This is a genomic window from Nostoc sp. ChiQUE01b (genome assembly GCF_034531255.1).
Taxonomy (GTDB): domain Bacteria; phylum Cyanobacteriota; class Cyanobacteriia; order Cyanobacteriales; family Nostocaceae; genus Nostoc.
Genome location: NZ_JAVRBM010000010.1, coordinates 35,460 through 56,220, shown reverse-complemented (window position 1 = coordinate 56,220; position 20,761 = coordinate 35,460). Strand labels below are relative to the sequence as shown.

The 20,761-nt window shown below is 40.5% G+C and carries 20 protein-coding genes; 8 read left to right on the top strand and 12 right to left on the bottom strand.

Annotation, left to right across the window (positions count from 1 at the left end; all coding sequences use genetic code 11):
* Nucleotides 1–132 precede the first annotated feature (132 nt).
* Entirely contained in the window at nucleotides 133–1,224 is a 1,092-nt protein-coding gene (locus RMY63_RS09325) for a PstS family phosphate ABC transporter substrate-binding protein (RefSeq protein WP_322728443.1), read from the top strand.
* A gap of 292 nt (nucleotides 1,225–1,516) precedes the next feature.
* Here RMY63_RS09325 and RMY63_RS09320 read toward each other — a convergent pair whose 3' ends face one another.
* The 5 genes from RMY63_RS09320 to RMY63_RS09300 all read right to left on the bottom strand — a co-directional run bounded on the left by RMY63_RS09320 (nucleotide 1,517) and on the right by RMY63_RS09300 (nucleotide 5,933).
* Nucleotides 1,517–1,852: a XisI protein gene (locus tag RMY63_RS09320; protein ID WP_322728442.1), complete on the bottom strand. Its 336-nt coding sequence runs from the start codon at nucleotides 1,850–1,852 to the stop codon at nucleotides 1,517–1,519.
* A complete protein-coding gene (locus RMY63_RS09315; protein WP_322728441.1) occupies nucleotides 1,840–2,256 on the bottom strand; it encodes a XisH family protein in 417 nt (138 codons plus the stop codon). The genes RMY63_RS09320 and RMY63_RS09315 overlap by 13 nt, the downstream gene beginning before the upstream one ends.
* 50 nt (nucleotides 2,257–2,306) lie before the next feature.
* Nucleotides 2,307–2,504 (bottom strand): hypothetical protein, encoded by a 198-nt coding sequence (locus tag RMY63_RS09310; RefSeq protein ID WP_322728440.1) that lies wholly within the window; start codon nucleotides 2,502–2,504, stop codon nucleotides 2,307–2,309.
* A complete protein-coding gene (locus RMY63_RS09305; protein ID WP_322728439.1) occupies nucleotides 2,495–3,094 on the bottom strand; it encodes a Uma2 family endonuclease in 600 nt (199 codons plus the stop codon). Before RMY63_RS09305 ends, RMY63_RS09310 begins: the two co-directional genes overlap by 10 nt.
* Nucleotides 3,095–3,443: 349 nt before the next feature.
* Nucleotides 3,444–5,933, bottom strand: coding sequence for a GUN4 domain-containing protein (locus RMY63_RS09300; RefSeq protein WP_322728438.1), 2,490 nt, complete (start codon nucleotides 5,931–5,933; stop codon nucleotides 3,444–3,446).
* Nucleotides 5,934–6,364: 431 nt separating this feature from the next.
* On the opposite strand from RMY63_RS09300, the gene RMY63_RS09295 reads away from it, so the two are divergent.
* Nucleotides 6,365–6,643 (top strand): hypothetical protein, encoded by a 279-nt coding sequence (locus RMY63_RS09295; RefSeq protein ID WP_322728536.1) that lies wholly within the window; start codon nucleotides 6,365–6,367, stop codon nucleotides 6,641–6,643.
* Nucleotides 6,644–7,334: 691 nt separating this feature from the next.
* Here the strand turns inward: RMY63_RS09295 and RMY63_RS09290 are convergent.
* The 3 genes from RMY63_RS09290 to RMY63_RS09280 all read right to left on the bottom strand — a co-directional run bounded on the left by RMY63_RS09290 (nucleotide 7,335) and on the right by RMY63_RS09280 (nucleotide 11,673).
* On the bottom strand, nucleotides 7,335–9,098 hold the full coding sequence (locus RMY63_RS09290; protein WP_322728437.1) for a tetratricopeptide repeat protein: 1,764 nt from the start codon (nucleotides 9,096–9,098) through the stop codon (nucleotides 7,335–7,337).
* Nucleotides 9,088–10,380, bottom strand: coding sequence for an ATP-binding protein (locus RMY63_RS09285; protein ID WP_322728436.1), 1,293 nt, complete (start codon nucleotides 10,378–10,380; stop codon nucleotides 9,088–9,090). Before RMY63_RS09285 ends, RMY63_RS09290 begins: the two co-directional genes overlap by 11 nt.
* A gap of 693 nt (nucleotides 10,381–11,073) precedes the next feature.
* Nucleotides 11,074–11,673, bottom strand: a complete 600-nt coding sequence (locus tag RMY63_RS09280; protein ID WP_322728435.1) for a DUF1802 family protein — start codon at nucleotides 11,671–11,673, stop codon at nucleotides 11,074–11,076.
* Nucleotides 11,674–11,752: 79 nt separating this feature from the next.
* On the opposite strand from RMY63_RS09280, the gene RMY63_RS09275 reads away from it, so the two are divergent.
* Together RMY63_RS09275 and RMY63_RS09270 are read left to right on the top strand one after the other, a co-directional pair.
* Nucleotides 11,753–12,730 (top strand): aldo/keto reductase, encoded by a 978-nt coding sequence (locus tag RMY63_RS09275; RefSeq protein ID WP_322728434.1) that lies wholly within the window; start codon nucleotides 11,753–11,755, stop codon nucleotides 12,728–12,730.
* Nucleotides 12,731–13,457: 727 nt separating this feature from the next.
* Nucleotides 13,458–14,177 (top strand): hypothetical protein, encoded by a 720-nt coding sequence (locus RMY63_RS09270; protein ID WP_322728433.1) that lies wholly within the window; start codon nucleotides 13,458–13,460, stop codon nucleotides 14,175–14,177.
* A gap of 60 nt (nucleotides 14,178–14,237) precedes the next feature.
* On the opposite strand, the gene RMY63_RS09265 is transcribed toward RMY63_RS09270, so the two are convergent.
* Nucleotides 14,238–15,170, bottom strand: a complete 933-nt coding sequence (locus tag RMY63_RS09265) for an alpha/beta fold hydrolase (RefSeq protein ID WP_322728432.1) — start codon at nucleotides 15,168–15,170, stop codon at nucleotides 14,238–14,240.
* Nucleotides 15,171–15,321: 151 nt separating this feature from the next.
* Between RMY63_RS09265 and RMY63_RS09260 the strand changes: the two genes are divergently transcribed.
* Nucleotides 15,322–16,248 carry a shikimate dehydrogenase gene (locus tag RMY63_RS09260; protein WP_322728431.1) on the top strand — a complete coding sequence of 309 codons (927 nt, stop codon included), beginning with the start codon at nucleotides 15,322–15,324 and terminating at the stop codon, nucleotides 16,246–16,248.
* Nucleotides 16,249–16,360: 112 nt separating this feature from the next.
* Here RMY63_RS09260 and RMY63_RS09255 read toward each other — a convergent pair whose 3' ends face one another.
* Complete coding sequence (locus RMY63_RS09255; RefSeq protein WP_322728430.1) at nucleotides 16,361–17,743, bottom strand: aminopeptidase P family protein; 1,383 nt, start codon at nucleotides 17,741–17,743, stop codon at nucleotides 16,361–16,363.
* 47 nt (nucleotides 17,744–17,790) lie between these two features.
* On the bottom strand, nucleotides 17,791–18,039 hold the full coding sequence (locus RMY63_RS09250) for a hypothetical protein (protein WP_322728429.1): 249 nt from the start codon (nucleotides 18,037–18,039) through the stop codon (nucleotides 17,791–17,793).
* Nucleotides 18,040–18,393: 354 nt separating this feature from the next.
* On the opposite strand from RMY63_RS09250, the gene RMY63_RS09245 reads away from it, so the two are divergent.
* Both RMY63_RS09245 and RMY63_RS09240 read left to right on the top strand, forming a co-directional pair.
* Entirely contained in the window at nucleotides 18,394–19,194 is an 801-nt protein-coding gene (locus tag RMY63_RS09245; protein WP_322728428.1) for a PhzF family phenazine biosynthesis protein, read from the top strand.
* 99 nt (nucleotides 19,195–19,293) lie between these two features.
* A complete protein-coding gene (locus RMY63_RS09240) occupies nucleotides 19,294–19,650 on the top strand; it encodes a hypothetical protein (protein ID WP_322728427.1) in 357 nt (118 codons plus the stop codon).
* Here RMY63_RS09240 and RMY63_RS41735 read toward each other — a convergent pair.
* A complete protein-coding gene (locus RMY63_RS41735; protein WP_416212497.1) occupies nucleotides 19,614–19,880 on the bottom strand; it encodes a hypothetical protein in 267 nt (88 codons plus the stop codon). The genes RMY63_RS09240 and RMY63_RS41735 overlap by 37 nt on opposite strands.
* A gap of 311 nt (nucleotides 19,881–20,191) precedes the next feature.
* Between RMY63_RS41735 and RMY63_RS09230 the strand changes: the two genes are divergently transcribed.
* A complete protein-coding gene (locus RMY63_RS09230; RefSeq protein WP_322728425.1) occupies nucleotides 20,192–20,698 on the top strand; it encodes a DUF4332 domain-containing protein in 507 nt (168 codons plus the stop codon).
* The last annotated feature ends 63 nt before the right edge of the window (nucleotides 20,699–20,761 follow it).

Genomic DNA, 20,761 nt, shown 5'->3' with positions numbered 1-20,761 from the left:
AGCAGCAATCATAAAACTGCTTATTAACTAGCTATTAGAGATTTACTTTGAATTTAAATATTTCAAAATTACTGTAGGATAAATACTTAGATATTCCTGTAAGATCAATACAATGAAACAATATTTAAAAATATGGACAATACAAATCAAAGAAAAGCTTTAATTAACACCGAAATCGCCCTCTTTCTCAGAGGTTTGATTATTGGTAAAGTTTTGACAATTATAGTTATTGGCGGATTACTTTGGTGGTTCTTGAAGCCAAATGTATTCTCGCGCAACACTATTAACTCTTCCTCTGCTCAAAATGTCAACAGCATCTCTGATAATAATGCATCTAAGAATGCATCCAATTTTCAGACAGTTGCTGATGTTCCCACTGACTCATTCAACTACGGAGGTAGTACAGCTTGGGCATCTATCCGGCAATTGGTAGATTCTCAGATCCAGAACGCTCGCTCTGAACTAAAATTACACTACGTAGATCCTGTTAATGGTAGCCCTGGTTCTAGCTCCGGTATTCGGATGTTGCTTGATGGGAAACTAGACTTTGCTCAGTCCTCCCGTCCCCTCACAGATGAAGAACAAGCTACGGCAAAAGAGCGAGGCTTCACCCTTGAGCAACGTCAGGTAGGTAGAGATGGCATAGCAGTGGTAGTCAACCCATCACTCAATGTGCCTGGTTTAACTGTTGACCAATTGCAGCAAATTTATTTGGGTAAAATTACTAACTGGAATCAAGTCGGTGGCCCAAATCTACCCATCACAGCTTTTTCCCAACGGCCAGAGGATGCAGATACAGTAATATTCCCTAATAACAGCGACTTAAAGGGGCAAGCACTTGGCTCTAATGTGCAGTATGTCTACTCTGCTACAGAGGCAGTGCGCCAACTCAGTAAAACCCCTGGTGGTGTGTATTATGCTTCTGCCCGTTCGGTAGTCTTTCAATGTAGCGTGAAGGCTTTACCATTGGGTCAGACTTCTAGTCAGCTAATTCCCCCCTATCAGAAGCCGATGGTGTCGCCTGAACAGTGTCCACGTCGGCGCAACCAGCTAAATACTGAGGCGATCAAAAATGGCAGCTATCCAATGATTGCTAACTTGTTTGTGATTATTAAGCAGAATAAAGGTCCAGAACAGCAGGTTGGGGATGTTTATGCCAATCTTTTATTAACCGACCAAGGACAAAAGGCAATTGAGCAAGCTGGTTTTGTTAGAGTTCCCTAGTAGATTTGGAAGACAATTAAACCAATTCGCAATTCGCAATTCGCAATTACGTGTTGTAACGGGGATTTAAACCCCGCCACAACACTTGCGGCTTGATAGAAGCCGGGGACTTAAACCCTTACACTTTGTTAAGCCCCCTGTGGGGGTTTTTCTCACGGGTCATTCAAATTGCTACTTCCTCAGCTTGATAGTTGAGCATCGCACTTTCTATGACACGATTATTTTATGCGATCGCTTTTCTATCCATTTACTACTTGTTCAATATTCATGTATTCATCACTTGAGTTGAAGTTCACTCTACAGCATAAGAGGTAAACTGGCGCATAAAAGGAGAATGGAACCCAATAACAATATCAGAAGGGGGTACACCTAACTCAACCAATCGTTCAGCAACAGACTCTTCTGTACCGTTATACTGAATCCATATTTTCCCATTTTCAATATCAAAATGCATGACCGGGCCAAACACCCGCTTATCCCCTTGCCAGCCAACGTAAGCTAGTTGATAATGGTCGTTTTCGTTGTCTAAAATTAATTGTGATTTGACAGTATCATTATTAGACGCGATCTGTTGATGTTCGCTCAAAATTTGTTTGATAAATTGTCGATAGTGTTCTATTTTATCCATAGCCGAATTTCCTCACGTTTTGGGTCATAAATTATCAACTTAACTTGGTAACGATGAAGAGTGCGTTGGACAAAAGAAAGTTGGAAAAAGTCTTGATATGTTTCGATTGGAACAGCTAAATAAAGCACTCTGTCTGCTTCTTGTTCTTCGAGAGCTTGACAGTAATTGAGATATTGTCCGAGTGCAGTATGAAATTCGCTGATATCTGAATCTGCAATAAAACTCTTAATTTCAACAGCTATTTTCTCTGTATTCCGTTCTGCGGCAATGGTATTTTCAGCCGCTAAATCTATTTGTAATTTAATCGCTTCACTGACACGAATTGTAAAAGGGTCGTGAGTAATTATCCACCCATCTTTGATTAATGCTTTTTTTACCTGTTGATGGAAAACATCTTTAGCCATTTTGCTATCTCTAGATTAGAGTCAGCTTAACCCAAAATGATATTTTTGTTCTATGTAATGCGATCGCACTCTCCATTATTCTGCATTGCTGCGGCAAGTTTCTCTAGATTTTGACGAATTTGGATTTTAGATTGGGGTATTGGGAGTGTTGACTGTTGACTGTTGAGTGAGGAATTATTCTCCTTGTTTCCCTCATCTTCCTCATCCCCCTCATCCCCCTCATCTCCCTTATCCTTAATTAATTCCACACTTCGGTTAAATCCAATACAAATCCAGGTAGAACATCTTCCCCGGACAAACTGACAGGATTTTTCAACACTTCCACATCTTGATTTTGACGATAAATTTCTACTTGTTTATTTTTCCGGTCAATTAACCAACCTAAACGATCGCCATTATCTATATATTCCCTCATCTTCGCGCGTAATTTTTCTATAGAATCATTTTTAGACCGTAATTCCACTACAAAGTCGGGACATATTGGAGCAAAAGTTTCCTGCTGTTCTAAACTCAGAGCATCCCATCTGTCTTGACGTATCCATGCTGCATCGGGAGAGCGATCGCTACCATTAGGAAGATGAAAACCAGTAGAAGAATTAAATGTTTTACCCAATTTAGTTTGACGGTTCCACAACCAAATTTGTCCTTCTATATCTAAATTTCTGTTTCCTGTATCATTACCCGTCCGTGGCATAACAATCAACTCTCCTGTAGCAGTTCGTTCTAATTGTAAATCTCTGTTAGCTAGTGCCAATTCAATAAACTGCTCGTGGGAGACTGTCAGTCTGAGTGTAGATGGAATATTAATCGCAAAGGTTTGGGATTTGGTTTGTGTCATTGTTCCGTCCTGAAGCTGGAACCAAAATGTTACAGAAAGCGAAAATATAGCGCTTTGCAGTTGAGTCCAATACAGACCTAACCCCCAACCCCTTCCCTACAAGGGAAGGGGAGTAAGATTCAAAGCCTCTCTCCTCTTAGGAGAGAGGTTTGGAGAGAGGTCAAAACTGTACTGCACCCAAACGAGAACCGCTATAATTGTCTTCTGCTTAGTTCCAAAGTAACATCCAAACATTGTATTGTGCTGAAAAAAAGGCGATCGCTAACAGTGCCAGGTATCGAATCTCGGAAATGTTGATTATTGCGTGGAAAAGTGGGCTGTGATAAATGTTTACAAACTTGCGAAAGCCTTATATGTTACAGTTTACAAGTCTCGATGCGAGAGAAGAGATAGCTTTCATTGTCGAAAAGGTTGTTAGAGATTCTATGCGGGGTGTGGGTGGGAAGGTGTTCGTTGATATATGAAGTATGGGGAGGTGTCCCTCTTGGGCAAATATGTCAAAATTTACGTCGTTGCTCGAGATCCAGTTCCCTTCCACTCTCCACCCCACGCGTATCGCAAACTTATTATAGGCTTCTTCATCATACTTGCCGTCAGTCTTACCGCCAACTTCTAAGTAAATGTTCTTCTGAACGCTGAAGCCAAAACGCCCATTACTATATTTTACCCACAAGCGGTCAATTGTGTGCAGGTCAGTGCAGGGGAAGTTTAAAAGTTCATTTGGATATAACCAGTAGTCTTCATCTTTTCCTACAGCTTGCAACATCACCAAATAAGTTTCATAGTCAGCTTCTCTCCAATTTCTTGCTGCTAGGAAATCGCGCAGTTTAGTATAGTCTACGCTTCTTTCAGAACTCAGATCGTCTTGTGTTCCTGGCGACACCTGTAAGAGTTTATCTACGTCTACTTTTTCCAGGCTATATTTCTCTTCTATATCTATTGTCCCTGATTGGTAAGAAGAACTTATCTCAGAATAGCAGAGTAGTTCTAATAATTTTGGTTTTCCACCCCAATATTTTGTAATCTCATTACACTTACTAAAGTCAAAGTTAGCAGTATGATTAAGCGCTATTTTTTGTAAATTTGTTAGTAACTTACGGTCTACATCTAAATCAACAAGTAGCCGCGGCCATTTCACATTAATAGCAGTAAACTTACCCAATTGCTCTAGAGTCAAAAGTTGATTAATAGACGCACCTTGCGATTCATCGACTATTTCATCAAATAGTCCTGTATTACTGGCAATATAGGTTTTGAGTCTGAACAAATTAATAAACTGCTTCAAACGACGCGGATTATAATCTAAAGCAGAGGCGACCATTAACACAATATCCCGAACCGTTGGAGAGTCTTGGGTTACATTAAATTTGATTCTCTCACGACGCTCTAATTTATTTTGCTGTGGAGTTTGTGTTTGTTGGGGTTGCACTTGTGAAAGTTGTACTTCTAAATTTCGGCTTGGCTGCTGCTGATTATTAAGTTGTCTTAAGAATGTGGAAATATTATTCCTAATAGACTTCCAAAAACTGGGCTTCTTTTTTTGCTGAACAGGAAGGGCGATTTTATCTAAAAAACGCTGAAAGTCGGACTGAGCCGGTTGTGGTACTTGAAAGGGAATTTGGATAAACTTTTCCAGAAAAGCATAACCATATTCCATTGCTTTAATCGATGAACCATACCTGACTGGTGTTTCAACATCAAGCGCTACATAAGGAATCAGTTCCTTATACTTGACTGCAATACCCGCCGCTACTTTCTCTCGATCCATGCCAAGAATAAAAATTAATTGCGGGTCGTTTGCTATCATCATGTTGATAGCCTGCATCAAGTCAGCAGACTTAGGAAGTTCGCAACGGTCAAGGTCATCAATAAAAACGTAGACTTTATTATTTTTGCCTGCGTATGCTTCGACAATCTTTTTGAAGTCTTCGTGGAATTTCTCGACAAAAGTAGTTTGGTTTTCATAATTAGGCGACTTGAGGTATTTAGTTAAATCGTTTTTGGGGTCGCCTATATTTAGGAGTTTGAGTAAAAGAGAAATAAAGCCTGTGGCTGAAAATCCATAGACGATAAATTTTAGAATTACAGAAGGAAGAGTTAACTGTTGCTGAAAAATTTGCTTGATCTCGCCTCCTTGCTGCAATAATTCATTTCCTTTCTGTAACGCCACAACAGCGAACACTATGATAATCAATGAACCTAATAGAGCTAGAAAGATTAGCTGAATTCCGTTTTTCCAATCGAAACGAAATAAAAACAGCCTAAAGTTACCTATTAAATTACGAAAAATATCACTGCGATGGCGAGATAGAGAAATTTGGCGAAGAAACTCAAGTGCAAAAGCTGCCCATAAAGCTTCGGCTTTTTCATGTCTCCAAGCATTAAACCAAACTGTTTTTGGCTTATATTTCAGCTTGTTAAGATTTAAACGTAAAGATTTATATGTAGTAATTAAAATAGATAAACTTTGAAGAAAAATAAATTCCAGAGTGTCATCAAGCCGATATGGTAAGCGTCGGTAAAACTTTCTAATATATGTCCTTGCATTGATTTCAAACTTTCCGAGATTATTTTGTAATTTATTCTCAAACTTTTTCTGTTGACCTTCTTCAATAGCTTTCTGGAGTTGCTTCATAAAAGAAGACTTACCGCTACCCCATGCACCTTCTATAGAAATAGTGAGTGGAGGTTGAGTTACAGGATTAGTTAAAAACTCTGCGATCGCACTAACATAAGGTTCAAAACCAAGAGAGTCTAAGTCTGCTGCTTGATCGCTGACATTAGCATTCAGAATAGACTCTTGTCGAGAATTGGGATTATCTGTACTGCTGTCCACCATATAAACTTTTGAGCCAGCTTAACAACAGACTACTGGCTGGATTGTGATTAAACTTACCATACATCAGCCCCGTTGGGGAAGTCAAAAATCAAAAGTCAAAAGTCAAAAATAAATAATTTCAGATAGTAAAAACTTTGCTTGAAAAAAAGGCGACCCCGTTGGGGAAGTCAAAAGTCAAAACTCAAAAATATGCATAATTTATTGCCGTTAAAACTTGAGAATTATTAATAAAAATTCTGCAAATAGTGATTGACAAGTATAAAATTATACTCTATTATAAAAACATGATAAAGGCGATCGCCAAATTCCCCAAAGAAGACAGCGATCGCTCTTATCTAAACCCCAAGATCGATAAAGGCGATCGCCTCATCCCGGAAAGAAGTGTGCGATCGCCCTTATCTAAACCCCAAAATCGGAGTATGAATACAATAATGGCACAATTAAAAAATTCCGCCCAGTCAAAATTAGAACAATATCTGCGTGGCAACGATTCCAGTCCACCCATAGGCAATCAACCGTCTGAGAGTTCATTTCGTAGAAGAGAACGGATAAAGCATCTACTCATTGGTTCTCCCAAAGCCGTTACCAGCACAATCCACTATTTACAGGTAATTGGCTACGCCAGTGCTGGCGACTGGAGTCCACTGCAACCAACCGATAACCCAGATGAGGTTATGAGCATTTTAATCCGTCAAATTCTCATGCAATAACCCAGATGTAGAGACGTTGCAATGCAACGTCTCTACATTCTTTAACTAGTAAGCAAAATCACGCTTTGACGCACATTACGCTTGTAATGAACAGCTTAACGTCAAAGCGGAAGCTGCTACAGAGTGCGCGGAACACTGAAACGTGAAGGCAGAACTTGATACAGAGTGCGCGGAACACTGAAACGTGAAGGCAGAACTTGATACAGGGTGCGCGGAACACTGAAACGTGAAGGCGGAACTTGATACAGGGTGCGCGGAACACTGAAACGTGAAGACAGAAGTTGATACAGGGTGCGCGGAACACTGAAACGTGAAGGCGGAAGCTGCTACAGCCAAGGCAGAAGTTGCTACAGACTGCGCGGAACACGCAAACGTGAAGGCAGAAGTTACAGCTATTTTCAGGTAAATAGACCACACGGTAGGCAATACGGTTCGGTTAGTGATATTTTGCCCTGGAGATCCCCCCAACTCTCCTTAAAAAGGGGGCTTATAATCCTCTTTTACCCCCTTTTTAAGGGGGTCGCCGCAGGCGGGGGGATCTTGACCCAACCGTATTGGAATATATTTAATTTTGCATGACTACTTAACAAGCGATCGCTACCTAACTAAAAATCAAATGATTCTAGCGACTGTCTTAAAACTCAATCCTTCTACTCTGCACCTGTGCGCCTCTGCATGAGATTTTCTGATTTTAATTCTCTAGCATTGCTACACTAAGTTTTTCTAAATTTTCCCGAACAGCTACACAACGAATATGATTAACACCCCTGACTCGTTCGCAAATATCTAAAGCTTGCAAATAAAGCGGTTCTGCTTCATCGTAACGTCCAGTTGCACGATAAATTTCTGCTAAATTGTTGAGACTTTCAGCAACATTAGGATGGTTTTCTCCCAATAGGTGCTTATCAAGTTCTAAGGCTTTTATACATAAGGGTTCCGCTTCATTGTAACGCTCCTGCTCTCTGTACATATAACCCAAAGCATAGATAGTATCTGCTAACAGTGGATGCGCTTTTGGTAATACACGCTGCTTGAGTTCTAACGATTCCAAAAACAAAGACTCGGCTTCACCGTAGCGTCCTTGAGCGCGGTATATTAAACCTAAATTGTGCAAATCTGTTGCAACATCGGGATTTTCTTCTCCCAAAAACTGCTTATCTAATTCTATTGCTTGTTGCGATAACGGTTCAGCTTCACTGTAGCGTCCTTGATGATAATAAAGTAGCGCTAAATTATTCAGTATCAGAGCGAAAGAAAGATGATTTTCACCAACCAGACGTTTTTCGAGTTCTAATGATTGCAAATATAGAGGTTCTGCTTCGTCATAACGTCCTTGTTCATCATATAGTAATGCCAAATTGTTCAGACTGGCAGCGACATCGGCATGGTGTTCTCCCCACAGACGCTTCCTCAGTTCTAAAGCTTGTTGATATAGAAGTTCTGCTTTACTATATTGTCCAGTAGATTTGTAGAGTCCTGCCAAATTATTCAGGCTAGTAGCAAAAGCAGGATGATTTTCTCCTAACAGGCGTTTACTCAGTTCTAAAGCTTGTTTATATAAAGGTTCGGCTTCGCTGTAGTGTCCCGTTGCACGATATATTCCTGCCAAATTGTTGAGGCTAGTAGCTAAGTCTATCTGCAAACCTAATTCATTTTGTAGCTCACTCGCCTGACGCCAATATTTAATTGCTAATTCCTGTTCTTCTTGATAATTTTGAGATTCACCCCGATCTAATCTGCTGTGGTAAATATCACCCAATCTTGAGTATAACGTAGCTAAGGTTGGGTCTTTAGCTCCCCGTTCTTGTTCTACCTTCTCGATTAATCTTTGTAAATCTTGAATGGGTAAGAAAAAGGGGTTATTTTCATTAGTATCTGTGCTGGCTAATTCTGTGTCTCGAAAAACAAAGCGGATATTTTCTAATTCTTTACCAGGAATAGCATTCGTCTTTTTAGATTCAAACCGAAATACACCATTGCGCCAACTCCAAAAATCAGGAGCTTTTTTAATTAGGTTAACTAAAATTTGGTTAGTTACCCAAAGCACGATCGCAAATGGAAATTCGCGCAATCCTTCCCTTGTCCACTGTAAGTAACCAAAAAATTTCTCCTGTTCTGATTGCTCATTTCCCAACCTGAGAAAATACAATTGTTCAGCACCCGTCACAGTAATCACCGCCGGGTTTTGCTGACGGAGATATTCTTCTTGTTGTATCAGTTGGTTAAGAGCAGCTTTTAGGCTTGGTTCTTGACGCGCTAAAGTTACTCGATATGCATGGGAAGCGGGTTGTAGTTCAGCTTCATATTGAGCAATAATCTGATCGCGAAAGCTAGCATCATCGCAAACTGCAATTAGTAAATTTAATCCCCGCTTTTGAGCTTCAATCGAAACAATTAAATCATCATAGGCATCTTGATTTTCTCCTTCATCATCTAATAATTCTTCATTTAACATTAATGGCTCCTTGTCTTTTCAAGCTTTCGATCATAATTGGATGAACATCATACCAAGTTTCATCAGTGCGATATTCTAGAACATACAGCCCGTGTAGCAAATCTAAAAACTCTGCTTGTTTGGGGTCGTTGGGCATAAATTGTTCGTAAATACTCTGCAAAATATCGATATCAACCTTTCCTAAACGGATGGAAAAATCATTGCGAATTTTATTGATTGCTTGCAGGAGAATTTTATCATCAATAATAACTTCGGCTGAAGGATTTCGCCGGATCGTTCGCAAACATATACGGCAACATTCTTTAGAAATCCGAATTAACTCTCGCAATACGCCACCACTGTAAATAACAATTTTTTCAGCCGTTTCTGCTGCGATTAATTCACTGGGAATCCGTTTTTGTAAAACTTCACCGAGAATTTTTGTTGCTTCTGGGCGAGGTTGGGCATTTGGAAAGCGATTTTTACCTTTATCAAATATTTTTAAAACAGGCATTGCCACAACTTGATCGTTGGTTTCAGTGGCAATTATTGTGCTGATAAATGTTTCCCGAAGGACTGCGATCGGGATAGTGTAAATAATTTGAAAATTAGGTTGACAAAGAGCTTTAATGTTATCTCGATAAATTTCATTAACTCTGCCTAAATCAAGTTTATCTAAATCATCAATAATTACTAAAACGTTTTGTTTAGTTGCAGCTTGAATTAGAGCAGCAATTTCATTAATTCTGGCAACTAAATCTGATAACTTGCGTTCAAATTCTTGCTTAATTTCATCCCGAACGCTTGCATCAGCTTTTAATTTAGAGCTAATCAATTTTAAAAGGTCAAAACCGATACTAGCTTCTGCTTGTAAATTTAATTCTTCAGTACGAGTGCGGGTAGCGAACCACTTATAAAGAGCTTCTTTAGTAGATTGTGGAATATCAACTTTGCGTGCTTCTGCTTCTGTCATTAAATTAACTGCGATCGCAAACAGTATATTAATATGATTAACAGCCGACATTTCAATTTTGTCAGCAATAGAAAACAGAACTACAAAATATTTATCTTGAATTTGTCGGCTAAACTCAGCTAACAAAGTAGACTTACCACATCCTCGATGTCCTGTAAAGACAATTTTGCCATCTCCATTAGGACTATCTTCGACTAATTGGTTCAGGTCTGCAATCAAATCATCACCATATTCGACTCGAAATCTTTCCATTTCGTTCCGTTCCATCAATGGAAACAGTTCGAGATTACTGTATGCTTCTTGAAAGGAGTTTAATAAGTCTTGAGACATTGGATAGTGCTGTAAACGGGCTAACTATTCATATAATGGCTCATGATTTTGGAAGCACAAGTTTAGGTAATGTCTAGGATAGAGTATGCCTACATAACTTATCAAATTCTGTTAATAAATAACTACTAAGTGAGTAGTATGTTATGTCTTAAAAAGAGATGCCCTCATCTCCAAATTTAAACCTGGGAATGAGTAATAGAGGTCAATAATCAATCAGACTGAATGATAGATTATACATTGGATAATTTAAACTGAATGATAAATTATACAGATAACATCCTAAAAGCTACTTAACACATAAATAAAATAAAATTTTCACTTATAAAAATAAATTTTTAGTGTGCTTTGTCTCATCTCCCTCTAGCCGATGCAATGGTAACTGTTGTTACTATTGGTTAGTAGTCAAGAAATAATTGACGAGTACATTCTGCTTACATATATAAGCGCAGATTCTGGAAGTTAGTTATAAAGTTCCGTTGATTATAGGACTTACGCAAAACATCACGAAAGTAGCGGTAATTCATGAATTACCGCTACGCAATAATCAGGTTTTCAGCCACATCTTGCGTAAGTCCTGGATTAAACACTATGAGCAAACAATATAAAATCTATTTTGATGTTTGTTGTATACAAACTAAATTTAAATCCCCGACTTTTTAAAAAAGTCGGGGATTTGGGCAACAAGTTGGGTTATTAGAAGGATGGAGCATACAACTTATCGCCGACAATCTGGCGAATTGTCTCTACTATTTGGCTGTATGCAAGGTTAGATAAAACTGGTTGTGCTGTTTGCAACTGAATTTGTCGATCTAAATCAATCCATGACTTGCAGCCAGCGTATTTGGCGTAATAGGGAATTTCTTGCTCTTGCGGTAGTTTATATGTCCGCAGAAGCAGAATATAAAGGGGTTGACGTGCTTTCCATTTGAGGCGATCGCTAATAAAATGCTCGTTCCAAATATGGAAGGGAAGTAAACTGTTGACAATAGACTCGTCACTACAGGGCAAAATATCTGTAATTTCAGCCCAACTGCCAATGCGAACTGTTTCAGGGTGCCAGCCTGATGTTACTGGATAAACATTATTCGCATATTCAGCTTTCAGCATGAAAGCTTGTTGGTGTTCATAAGTAGGGTAAAGCAGAATTTGCTTGTGAGCAACTTGGAAATGTCCATTTCGTTCGTGGATACCGCCTTTGCGGAGCAACATAATTGTTTTGCCACTTTCCAAGGCATTTATGGCAACTGCCCATTCTTTGAGAGCATGAAAAGTTGTAGTCAATTCCATCGGCATCTACTGTAACTCTGATTTAATTTGAAGCTAAGACTGATAAAGTATGAACCTGTCCAAGGTAATGAATTAGGAAGCAGTTATGAAAAAGCGATGTCTACGACGGGCTACGCCTACGCTAGGTACAAGTGAAGTCAAAATCACACCCATCCTCATGGGAACTTGGCAAGCTGGTAAAAGAATGTGGGTGGGAATTGAGGATGCTGATTCGATTAAAACTATTCGAGCCGCTTATGAAGCTGGGATCACGACAATTGATACTGCTGAAGTATATGGTGGAGGACACTCAGAACGAATTGTCGCTGAAGCTTTATCTGATGTACGAACTCACGTGGAATATGCCACGAAAGTTTCTGTTAACCATCTCAAGTATGAACAAGTGATTGAAGCTTGCGAGCATTCCTTAACTAACCTGAAAACTGATTACATCGATCTTTACCAAATACATTGGCCCTCCGGCGCTTTCAATAGTGAAATAGTACCTATCGAAGAAACTATGAGCGCTCTTAACCTGCTCAAAAAGCAAGGTAAAATTCGAGCAATCGGTGTTTCCAATTTTTCTGGCGTCCAGTTAGCAGAAGCAGCAAGTTATGGACGTATTGATAGTTTACAACCACCCTATTCTTTATTCTGGAGACAGGTAGAACAAGATGCATTGCCCTATTGTATCGAAAACAATATTTCTATCCTTGCTTATTCGCCTTTAGCGCAGGGGTTGTTAACAGGAAGATTTGCTCTCGGTCATAAATTTGACCCAACAGATAACCGTGCTAAAAATAAACTGTTTCAAGGCGAAAACTTTGAAAGTGCCCAACAAGCGCTAGAAAAGCTGCGTCCTATAGCCCTTCTTCATAATTGTACCCTTGCTCAGTTAGCTTTAGCCTGGTTAATTGCTCAACCTCAAACAAATGCGATCGCTGGAGGGCGTTATCCCGAACAAGCACGAGACAATGCATTAGCCGCCCAAATCAAGCTTTCTACCGCCGAATTGGCAGAAATTGATGCCATTGGACGCATTGTTACCGACCATCTGGATGACAATCAGATTATGTGGAATTGATGACAATGCAGTTTGGTTACTATGCTTAATCTATCCAAGATTCCTTTAACTTTCTTCAGAAGATTGTTGGGGATCAAATTTCTGACTTTAGATTGCAGAATCTAACAAAACGTCAACTTTCGTAAATCAAGGGTTGCAACTCACAAATTAAGTGATAATTTGAATAGTAGGACACCAAAAGAAATAAAACCAAACAAAAAGGGTCAATGACTTAGTGTCCCCTTGTCATCAGCCCAAGCAGATTTCAGCATATCAAATGTGATAGAAGTGGCAAAAAGCCTAATGTAGAAGGCAAAGCCAAATCCTAAAGCGGAAAAACGCAAGAATGCTGAGTTTGTTAGTTTTTCAGTCCACCTTAGTTATTAACCTTCAGTTAGTTAATTAGTTTAAAATTTGAAACCTGTAAACTCGATAAAACCTGGTCAACCTCGACCAGGTTTTTGGTATTTTACTGTAATATGATTTTCTCAGTACAGCAGCGAGTGCCAGTGGGCTTTGTTGGGTTGCGCTTTGCTTAACCCAACCTAGAATTTTTCACAAAACCAAGGGTATTGGATGAACTCTATAGCGTTTCCTAATCACATGAGGTACATCATAGCCCCCTCCACGAAATAGCGGGGAGGGGGTTGGGGGTGGGGTTCAGTACCTACTCAACCGAGAACCGCTATAGCTAATTTTCCAGCAGGGAATAAAATAGGACAGCAACATATCCTGCTAGGAGAGTTTGATGAGAAATTATCGCTTTTTAAATAAAATTACTACAGTTATGATTGTAGCTGCCCTTTGTTTTTCCTGTAAGTCTTCTGTTAGTAGAAATGCAGAACAGACAAAAGCAACTGAGAAACCGAAGCCACAATCAAATCTTATCTATGGCGATTTAATTATTAAAGAACAATCAGATTATCTGATGATTCCTGTTAGTCTTGCAGAGCAAAATGAAGATAAAGGAATTGATTTAAGCCTTTCACGTTCTTATGAAAATGAAAGAAATAATCAATTGTATAACATCATCTTTTATCAAAAGCAAGGTAGTGAAGCTCATCTTTTATTAAATAAAAAAGCCATTATCACCTCCTTCGATTTATTGGAGGTAAAAGCGGCAGAAAAGCCCACCACAAGAGTTTGGTTATATAAAATCATTGACCAAGATACAAATATAGATAAAAAACTTAACAGCGAAGATGCTACCATTGGTTATCTTTCTGATTTATCAGGTAAAAACCTTCAGCAAATTACCCCAAATAATACTCGAATAATCAGTTGGGTTGTTGTTCCAAGTCAAAATGCAATTTTTCTAAAAATTATTAAAGACTCGAATAATGATAAAAAGTTTACAAAAGAAGACAAAACAAATTTTGTGAGGGTTAACCTTGATAAAATCGGTATGGGAACTGAAATTATTAGTGACCAAATAGAGCAAGAAATTAAATCCTACGTTTTTAAATAAGCTTATTAGTAGTAAGCAGCTGAAGCCGCTTACTACAAACCTTTAATCATTAATGTTCGCTTACTTAGACAAAACCCAATCGCGTAAAAGTTGATTTACTCCATCGGGTGCTTCATCATGGGGACAATGACCTGCTGTTAAGAAATGCTCTGTGAGCTGAGGACAGTATTGACGAAACTTTTGAGAACGTTCTCTAGCATTCATCCACGGATCGGCTTCTCCCCATAACATCAATAAAGAACAAGTTAATTGCTTTAGTAGTACATCAACTTTTTCTCCTTGAGGACTGCTAAAAACTGAAACAAATACATCCAATGCACCCGGATCAAAAGCAGGACGAGAAATTTCTTCTACCAATTGGTCTGTAACTGCACTTTTATCAAGATATACCTTTTCTAAAGTTTGGCGAATTACCCAACGTTGTCGTACATATTGAAATAACACAAACTGAGCTAAAGGTTGTTGAAACATCCATTTAACTGAGTCACCCAGAAGTTTCTCTAAAGAAGAGGGTTTTTTGGGTGGCTGAATTTCGCTTTGCAAAGCTTCCGGTTCAGATGTTGGCTGGTTTTCGCTAAAAGGCCCGGCACTATTGAGCAAGACTAAACCAGCTGCACTGTCGGGACGTTGGGCTGCAACACACAAGCAAGCATAACCACCAAGAGAATTACCGGCTAATACTGCTTTTTGACCAATCACTTCGCTGATAAAATCATGAAGTTGGTCGCGCCACAAGTCGCCACTATACTGCAATTTTGGTTTCGCCGATCGCCCAAATCCCAAAAGGTCGATCGCAAATACTTCAAAATCTTGACACAATCCTGTGATATTCTTGCGCCAGTGGTCTGTGGAAGCACCAAATCCATGTACCAAAAGCAAGGGCGGACGTTGCGTTTGTTTCTCTCCCGCACGCACGTAGTAAACGTTATGCCCGCGCCACTGCCAGTATTTACCAGGAATTGGGATTGTAGAGGGGGCTGTAGTTACCTGCATGATTTAAAGAAGTGTTAAGTAGCTTTTAATAATTGTAAGCTAGGTGGAGGGTGGGATGAGGGAGATGAGGGAGCAGGGGGCAGGGGGAGATGAGGGGGATAAATGACAAATGACAAATGACAAATGACAAATGACAAATGACAAATGACCAATGACAAAATTAATTACAGGCAAAACTAAACTACTAGGAGTCATTGGACATCCGGTTGAACATTCGCTATCGCCAGTAATGCATAATGCTGCGTTAGCGCAGCTCGTCGTTCGCGGTAGCGTCTCTGAAAGAGAAGACATCGCACAATTAGGATTAGATTACATTTATCTGCCTTTTCCGATTGAACCACAAAATTTAGAAGTGGCGATCGCAGGTTTTGCTGCTATTGGGGTTGTCGGCTTTAATGTGACAATACCTCACAAACAAGCAATCATCCCCCTACTCTCAGAAGTTACACCCCTGGCTCAAACTATTGGAGCAGTGAATACTGTTAGCCGCCAAAATAATCAATGGGTAGGCACAAATACAGATATAGAAGGATTTATTGCTCCTTTACAGACAACATATAAACAAGATTGGAGTCAGAAAGTAGCGGTAATTTTAGGTAATGGTGGTGCAGCCAGAGCAGTTGTAGCAGGTTGTACTCAGCTAGGTTTTGCCCAAATTCATGTTGTTGGGCGCAATATGCAGAAATTAGAAGAATTCCGCAATAGTTGGAGCAATTCACCTTTAGCTGAGAAATTCCAGGTTCATCAATGGGAGAAATTACCAAAGCTCATTCCCCAAGCAAACCTGCTGGTAAACACAACTCCGATTGGCATGTATCCCAAAGTTGATGAATCGCCTTTGAGTATAGAAGAAATAGCGAATTTACCAACGGGTGCGATCGCTTACGATTTAATATATATTCCTAAACCAACGCAATTTCTAGAGCAGGCACAAAAACAAGGTGCAATTGCGATCGATGGATTAGAAATGCTAGTTCAACAAGGGGTAGCAGCATTAAAAATCTGGTTGCAGCAGGAAACTTTGCCTGTAGAAGTGATGCGCCAAGCGTTACAAAATCACCTGGGTTTAGGGGAGTGATGAAACTTATTACCCCCTTAATCCCCCCGATGCTTTGGGTGGAAATCGGATCTCCAGTTCCCTCCCCAATACATACGGGGAGGGTTAGGGTGGGGTAAAATTTAGCGTCAACTCAGCCATTGACTAAATTTTCTACAGTATCGGCATCGTTTGGCAATGCGGCTGTTAAAACTTCGCTGCCTTCTGTAGTAACTAAAACATCATCTTCAATGCGGATTCCACGCACATCGGCGAATTCAGATAAACGCTGCCAATTCACCACACTCTGATATTTTGAACGGACATTAACATCATTTAAAATTGCTGGTACTTGATAAAAACCAGGCTCAATTGTGACTAACATTCCTGGACGCAGGGGACGATTTAAACGCAGGTAGCTTAAGCCAAAGCGATCGCTCCTTTCACGTCCCTCTTCATACCCAGCTAAATCGCCTAAATCTTCCATATCATGCACATCTAAACCCAGTAGATGACCGATGCCATGAGGAAAAAACAGCGCGTGAGCATCCATTTCTACTAAATCTTGGGGATTTCCTTGGAAAATGCCTAACTCTACTAAACCTTCAGCGATCGCTGTTGCCGCTAGCAGATGAATATCCTCATACTCTACACCAGGCTGGATTTTGGCAATGCAAGCATCATGGGCTGCCAACACCACATTATAAATATCTCTTTGGGTAGATGAAAACTTGCCCGAAACTGGCCACGTGCGAGTCACATCACCTGCCCAACCCGTCTGGGTTTCAGCGCCAACATCGGCAAGTAGTAAGTCACCTGGTTGCAAACTATGGTGATACTGCTCGTTATGCAAAACTTCACTGCGAACAGTGACAATACTGTTGTAAGAGGTAGTCATATTGTGGGCAATAATTACCCCCTCCATCGCTGCCCGAACTTCAGCTTCTAGTTTGGCTTGGGGTGTTGCTGCCATCCCTGCTTTGTGAGCTTTGACAGTGACAGCCGCAGCTTTTCGCAACTCGGTTAATGCACCATCATCGTGGGTGAGGCGGAGAGAAATGATCGCCTTAGCTAACTCCAAGTCAATTCCTTGGGGAGGACTTTGTGGTAAAACCCATCTATTTAATAGCTGCGATTGCTGCGTCCAAGTAGCTGCATCTTGGACAGCAAGTGTAGCGGCATCTTCTAGCCAAGACTCTAATTCTGCCATTGGCCCTGCCACATCTGCCCCAATCTTCTCGGCTATTTCCTCGCGTGTTGGCGTTTCTCCATGCCAAAGGACGCTGCTGGGTGACGGATCGTCGATGAATAATTCTAGCTTGCCCGCTTCTAGACGAATTGCCGCCTTTGGTAATGGCAGTCCGGCGAAATAGAGGAAATGACTGTTAGCACGAAATGGAAAGGTATTGGCAAGAAAGTTGCGCGGATTATTGCTACCCGACCACAGAATTGCTGGAAAATCAATCAGCTTGGCTAGTTGTTGCCGTCGGTGGCGTAAAGTATCGCTGAGGGAAGTAGAAGTTTGTAGGATAAGCATAAATGTAAACTCAAAGAAAAGGATAAAGGTGATAGTTTTGCCTTTATTTAGTCGTTATCGTCTTTATCGTCATCTTTTTTATCATTTTTGCGATCGCCATCTTTGTCGTCGTCTTCGTCGTTCTGGTTAGGCTGCTGGTTAGGTTGTAGGACTGGTTTTTCTTGCTCAGTTGGAGCAGGTGGTTGCGGTACCTCAACAGCACAACTAACTAATCCTCCAGAAATTAGCGCTAAGTTGACAGCAGCAAAGATGCTTCTGAAGATTTTTATCCTTACGTTTTCGGTTTGCTTTAACATTGACCCTAGTTTTTGGAGATGTATTCTTAATTTCTAAGGTACTGTATATAGCGGTTCTCATTAAACAATTTCGTAGTAAGGACTTTAGTCCTTATTTTCTAAGCATTAAAATCTTTACTACAAACCCTCAAAGCTAGCTTGACAAAATTCTACGATGCATAAATCTCTAACATACTCCTGATAAATATATTACTGCTTGCAGTTGAGTCCAATACAGACCTAACCCCCAACCCCTTCCCTACTAGCGTTGGGGAGTAATATTCAAAGCCTCTCTCCTACAAGGAGAGAGGTGAAAACTGTACTGCACGCCAGTGAGAAACGCTATATTGCTGTCTAATTTTCAAGGTGACTCTAATGAGACAAATCATTACTCAAGTTGATGCTTTTACCAATACACCTTTCGCAGGTAATCCTGCTGCTGTCTGTGTTTTGCTTACTCCCCAAGATGAGCGCTGGATGCAGAACATAGCGCAGGAGATGAATTTATCTGAAACAGCTTTTTTAGTCAGACAGGATGATGGCTTTAATCTGCGTTGGTTTACGCCCACGGTGGAAGTGCCGCTTTGTGGTCATGCAACTTTAGCTAGTGCCCATGTACTTTGGTCAGAAGGACATTTGTCACCTGATGAAGTTGCACGTTTTTATACCAAAAGTGGAGTGCTGATTGCTAAGTTGCAAGGTGAGTGGATTGAGTTAGATTTTCCTGTGAATCACTCACAAGCAACTGTCGCCCCTCCAGAACTCAAGCAAGCTTTGGGTGTACCCTACAAATCTGTTTTGCAGAATTCAATAGGTTATCTAGTGGAATTAGAATCTGAAGAATTAGTACGGCAAATACAGCCCAATTTTCAACTACTTAAAACGTTACCGATTTCTGAGGTCATTGTCACCAGCCTCACTGACTTTGATTCTCAATATGATTTCGTTTCTCGCTTCTTTGCACCAGGATTAGGTGTTAATGAAGACCCAGTTACAGGAGCGGCTCATTGCTGTCTTGCTTCTTTCTGGCGCGATCGCTTGCACAAAAATGAGTTTTTGGCTTATCAAGCATCTAGTCGTAGTGGGGTGGTGAAGGTGTATTATGACGGGGGCGATCGCGTCTTTCTCGCCGGACAAGCGGTAACTGTGCTGCGAGGGGAGTTAATTACTGCATAGGTAAATGTTGCTGCGAGTAAGGTTGATGCTGAAGTAGCAAGCATAGAATTTAACTTTTCAGACATCCTTTAATAAAAAACTTGCAAGTGAGGTGAAAAAATGGCAACTGTGTTTGATAACATAGCTCTCCAGTTTCAAAAACTTAATAAATTGCCTTATCGCTTGTATGGTGAGGCATATACATACTTAAATTTAATCGGAGATGTTGCCGGGAAATCAATCCTCGATCTAGCTTGTGGAGAAGGATTTATTCCTGATGATGGTGAGTCTATCAGTATTGATAACTACTACCTTAGCCAAGCGACTTATGAATGGGCCTTGATGAGTGCTGGTTTTAAAGAGATTCGCTGGCACCATCCAATAGTCTGTCCCAAAGGCATAGAGAAATTTGGCTCTGAGTTCTGGCAGGATTACATTGACTATCCCGATATGATAGGCATTACCTGCCTAAAATAGCGCGGCACAATCGCATTGTCAGGCGAAACAATCGCATTGTCAGGCGACACAATCGCATTGTCAGGCAAAACAATCGCATTGTTAGGCGAAACAATCGCATTGTTAGGCGAAACAATCGCATTGTTAGGCGACACAATCGCATTGTCAGGCGAAACAATCGCATTGTCAGGCGAAACAATTGCATTGTCAGGCGAAACAATCGTATTGCAGAAAATTGAGTTATAGCACAAGCCTTGGTGATTAGGACATCAACAGATGATAAAACTTAGACACAAAAAGACTTTTCATATCATGTCCGTCGAATTGACCATAATAAAAACACCCCACCCCCAACCCCTAAGAGCTTGCGGGGAGGGGAGACAAAGCGTAGCGTTGGCGGGGTGGGGTTCCGAGGGAATTAAGGGTAATTTAGCGGACATCCAGTCCCCAGTCTCTTGCTATAAAATTGCACATCAATACAAACACTAAACCGCAAGAGCGTACTTTTAAAGGAGAAGCAACTGTCACAATATTTAAATAAGCCTATATTTTAATTGCAAAAATGTCTGCTAAACACAAAGATAGTAGAACTAGTATCCAATCTCGTGATTGGCCAATTGAGCAATTACCTGGACTGAGCCACGAAGAACAATCTCAACTCCAAAATTGTGGGATTACTAGCACAGTAGCCTTAGTCAAACAAGGTAAAACTCTAGAGTCAAGACTGGTGTTAGCAAATAAACTACAGATTCATCTTCAATATGTAAATAAATGGATGGCTTTAGCTGACTTGGCGCGTATTCCCAGTGTTGGGACACAATATTGTGGTTTATTGCTTCATGCAGGTATTGGTTCTGTAGTGCAGTTAGCTCAAACTCCCGCTCACAGATTGCACCAACAAATTATGCGCTTGCAAGTAGCAACAATGCAGCGCCGAGATTTGTGTCCAGCAATTGAGCTAGTACAACAGTGGAGTCAGCAAGCGAAGATAGTGGGGAGTGGGGAGTGGGGAGTGGGGGAGATGAGGGAGCAGGGGGAGATGAGGGAGCAGGGGGAGATGAGGGAGTAAGTAAACAATTATTATTCTTCCTCATCCCCTTCATCCCCACTCCCCACTCCCCACTCCCCACTC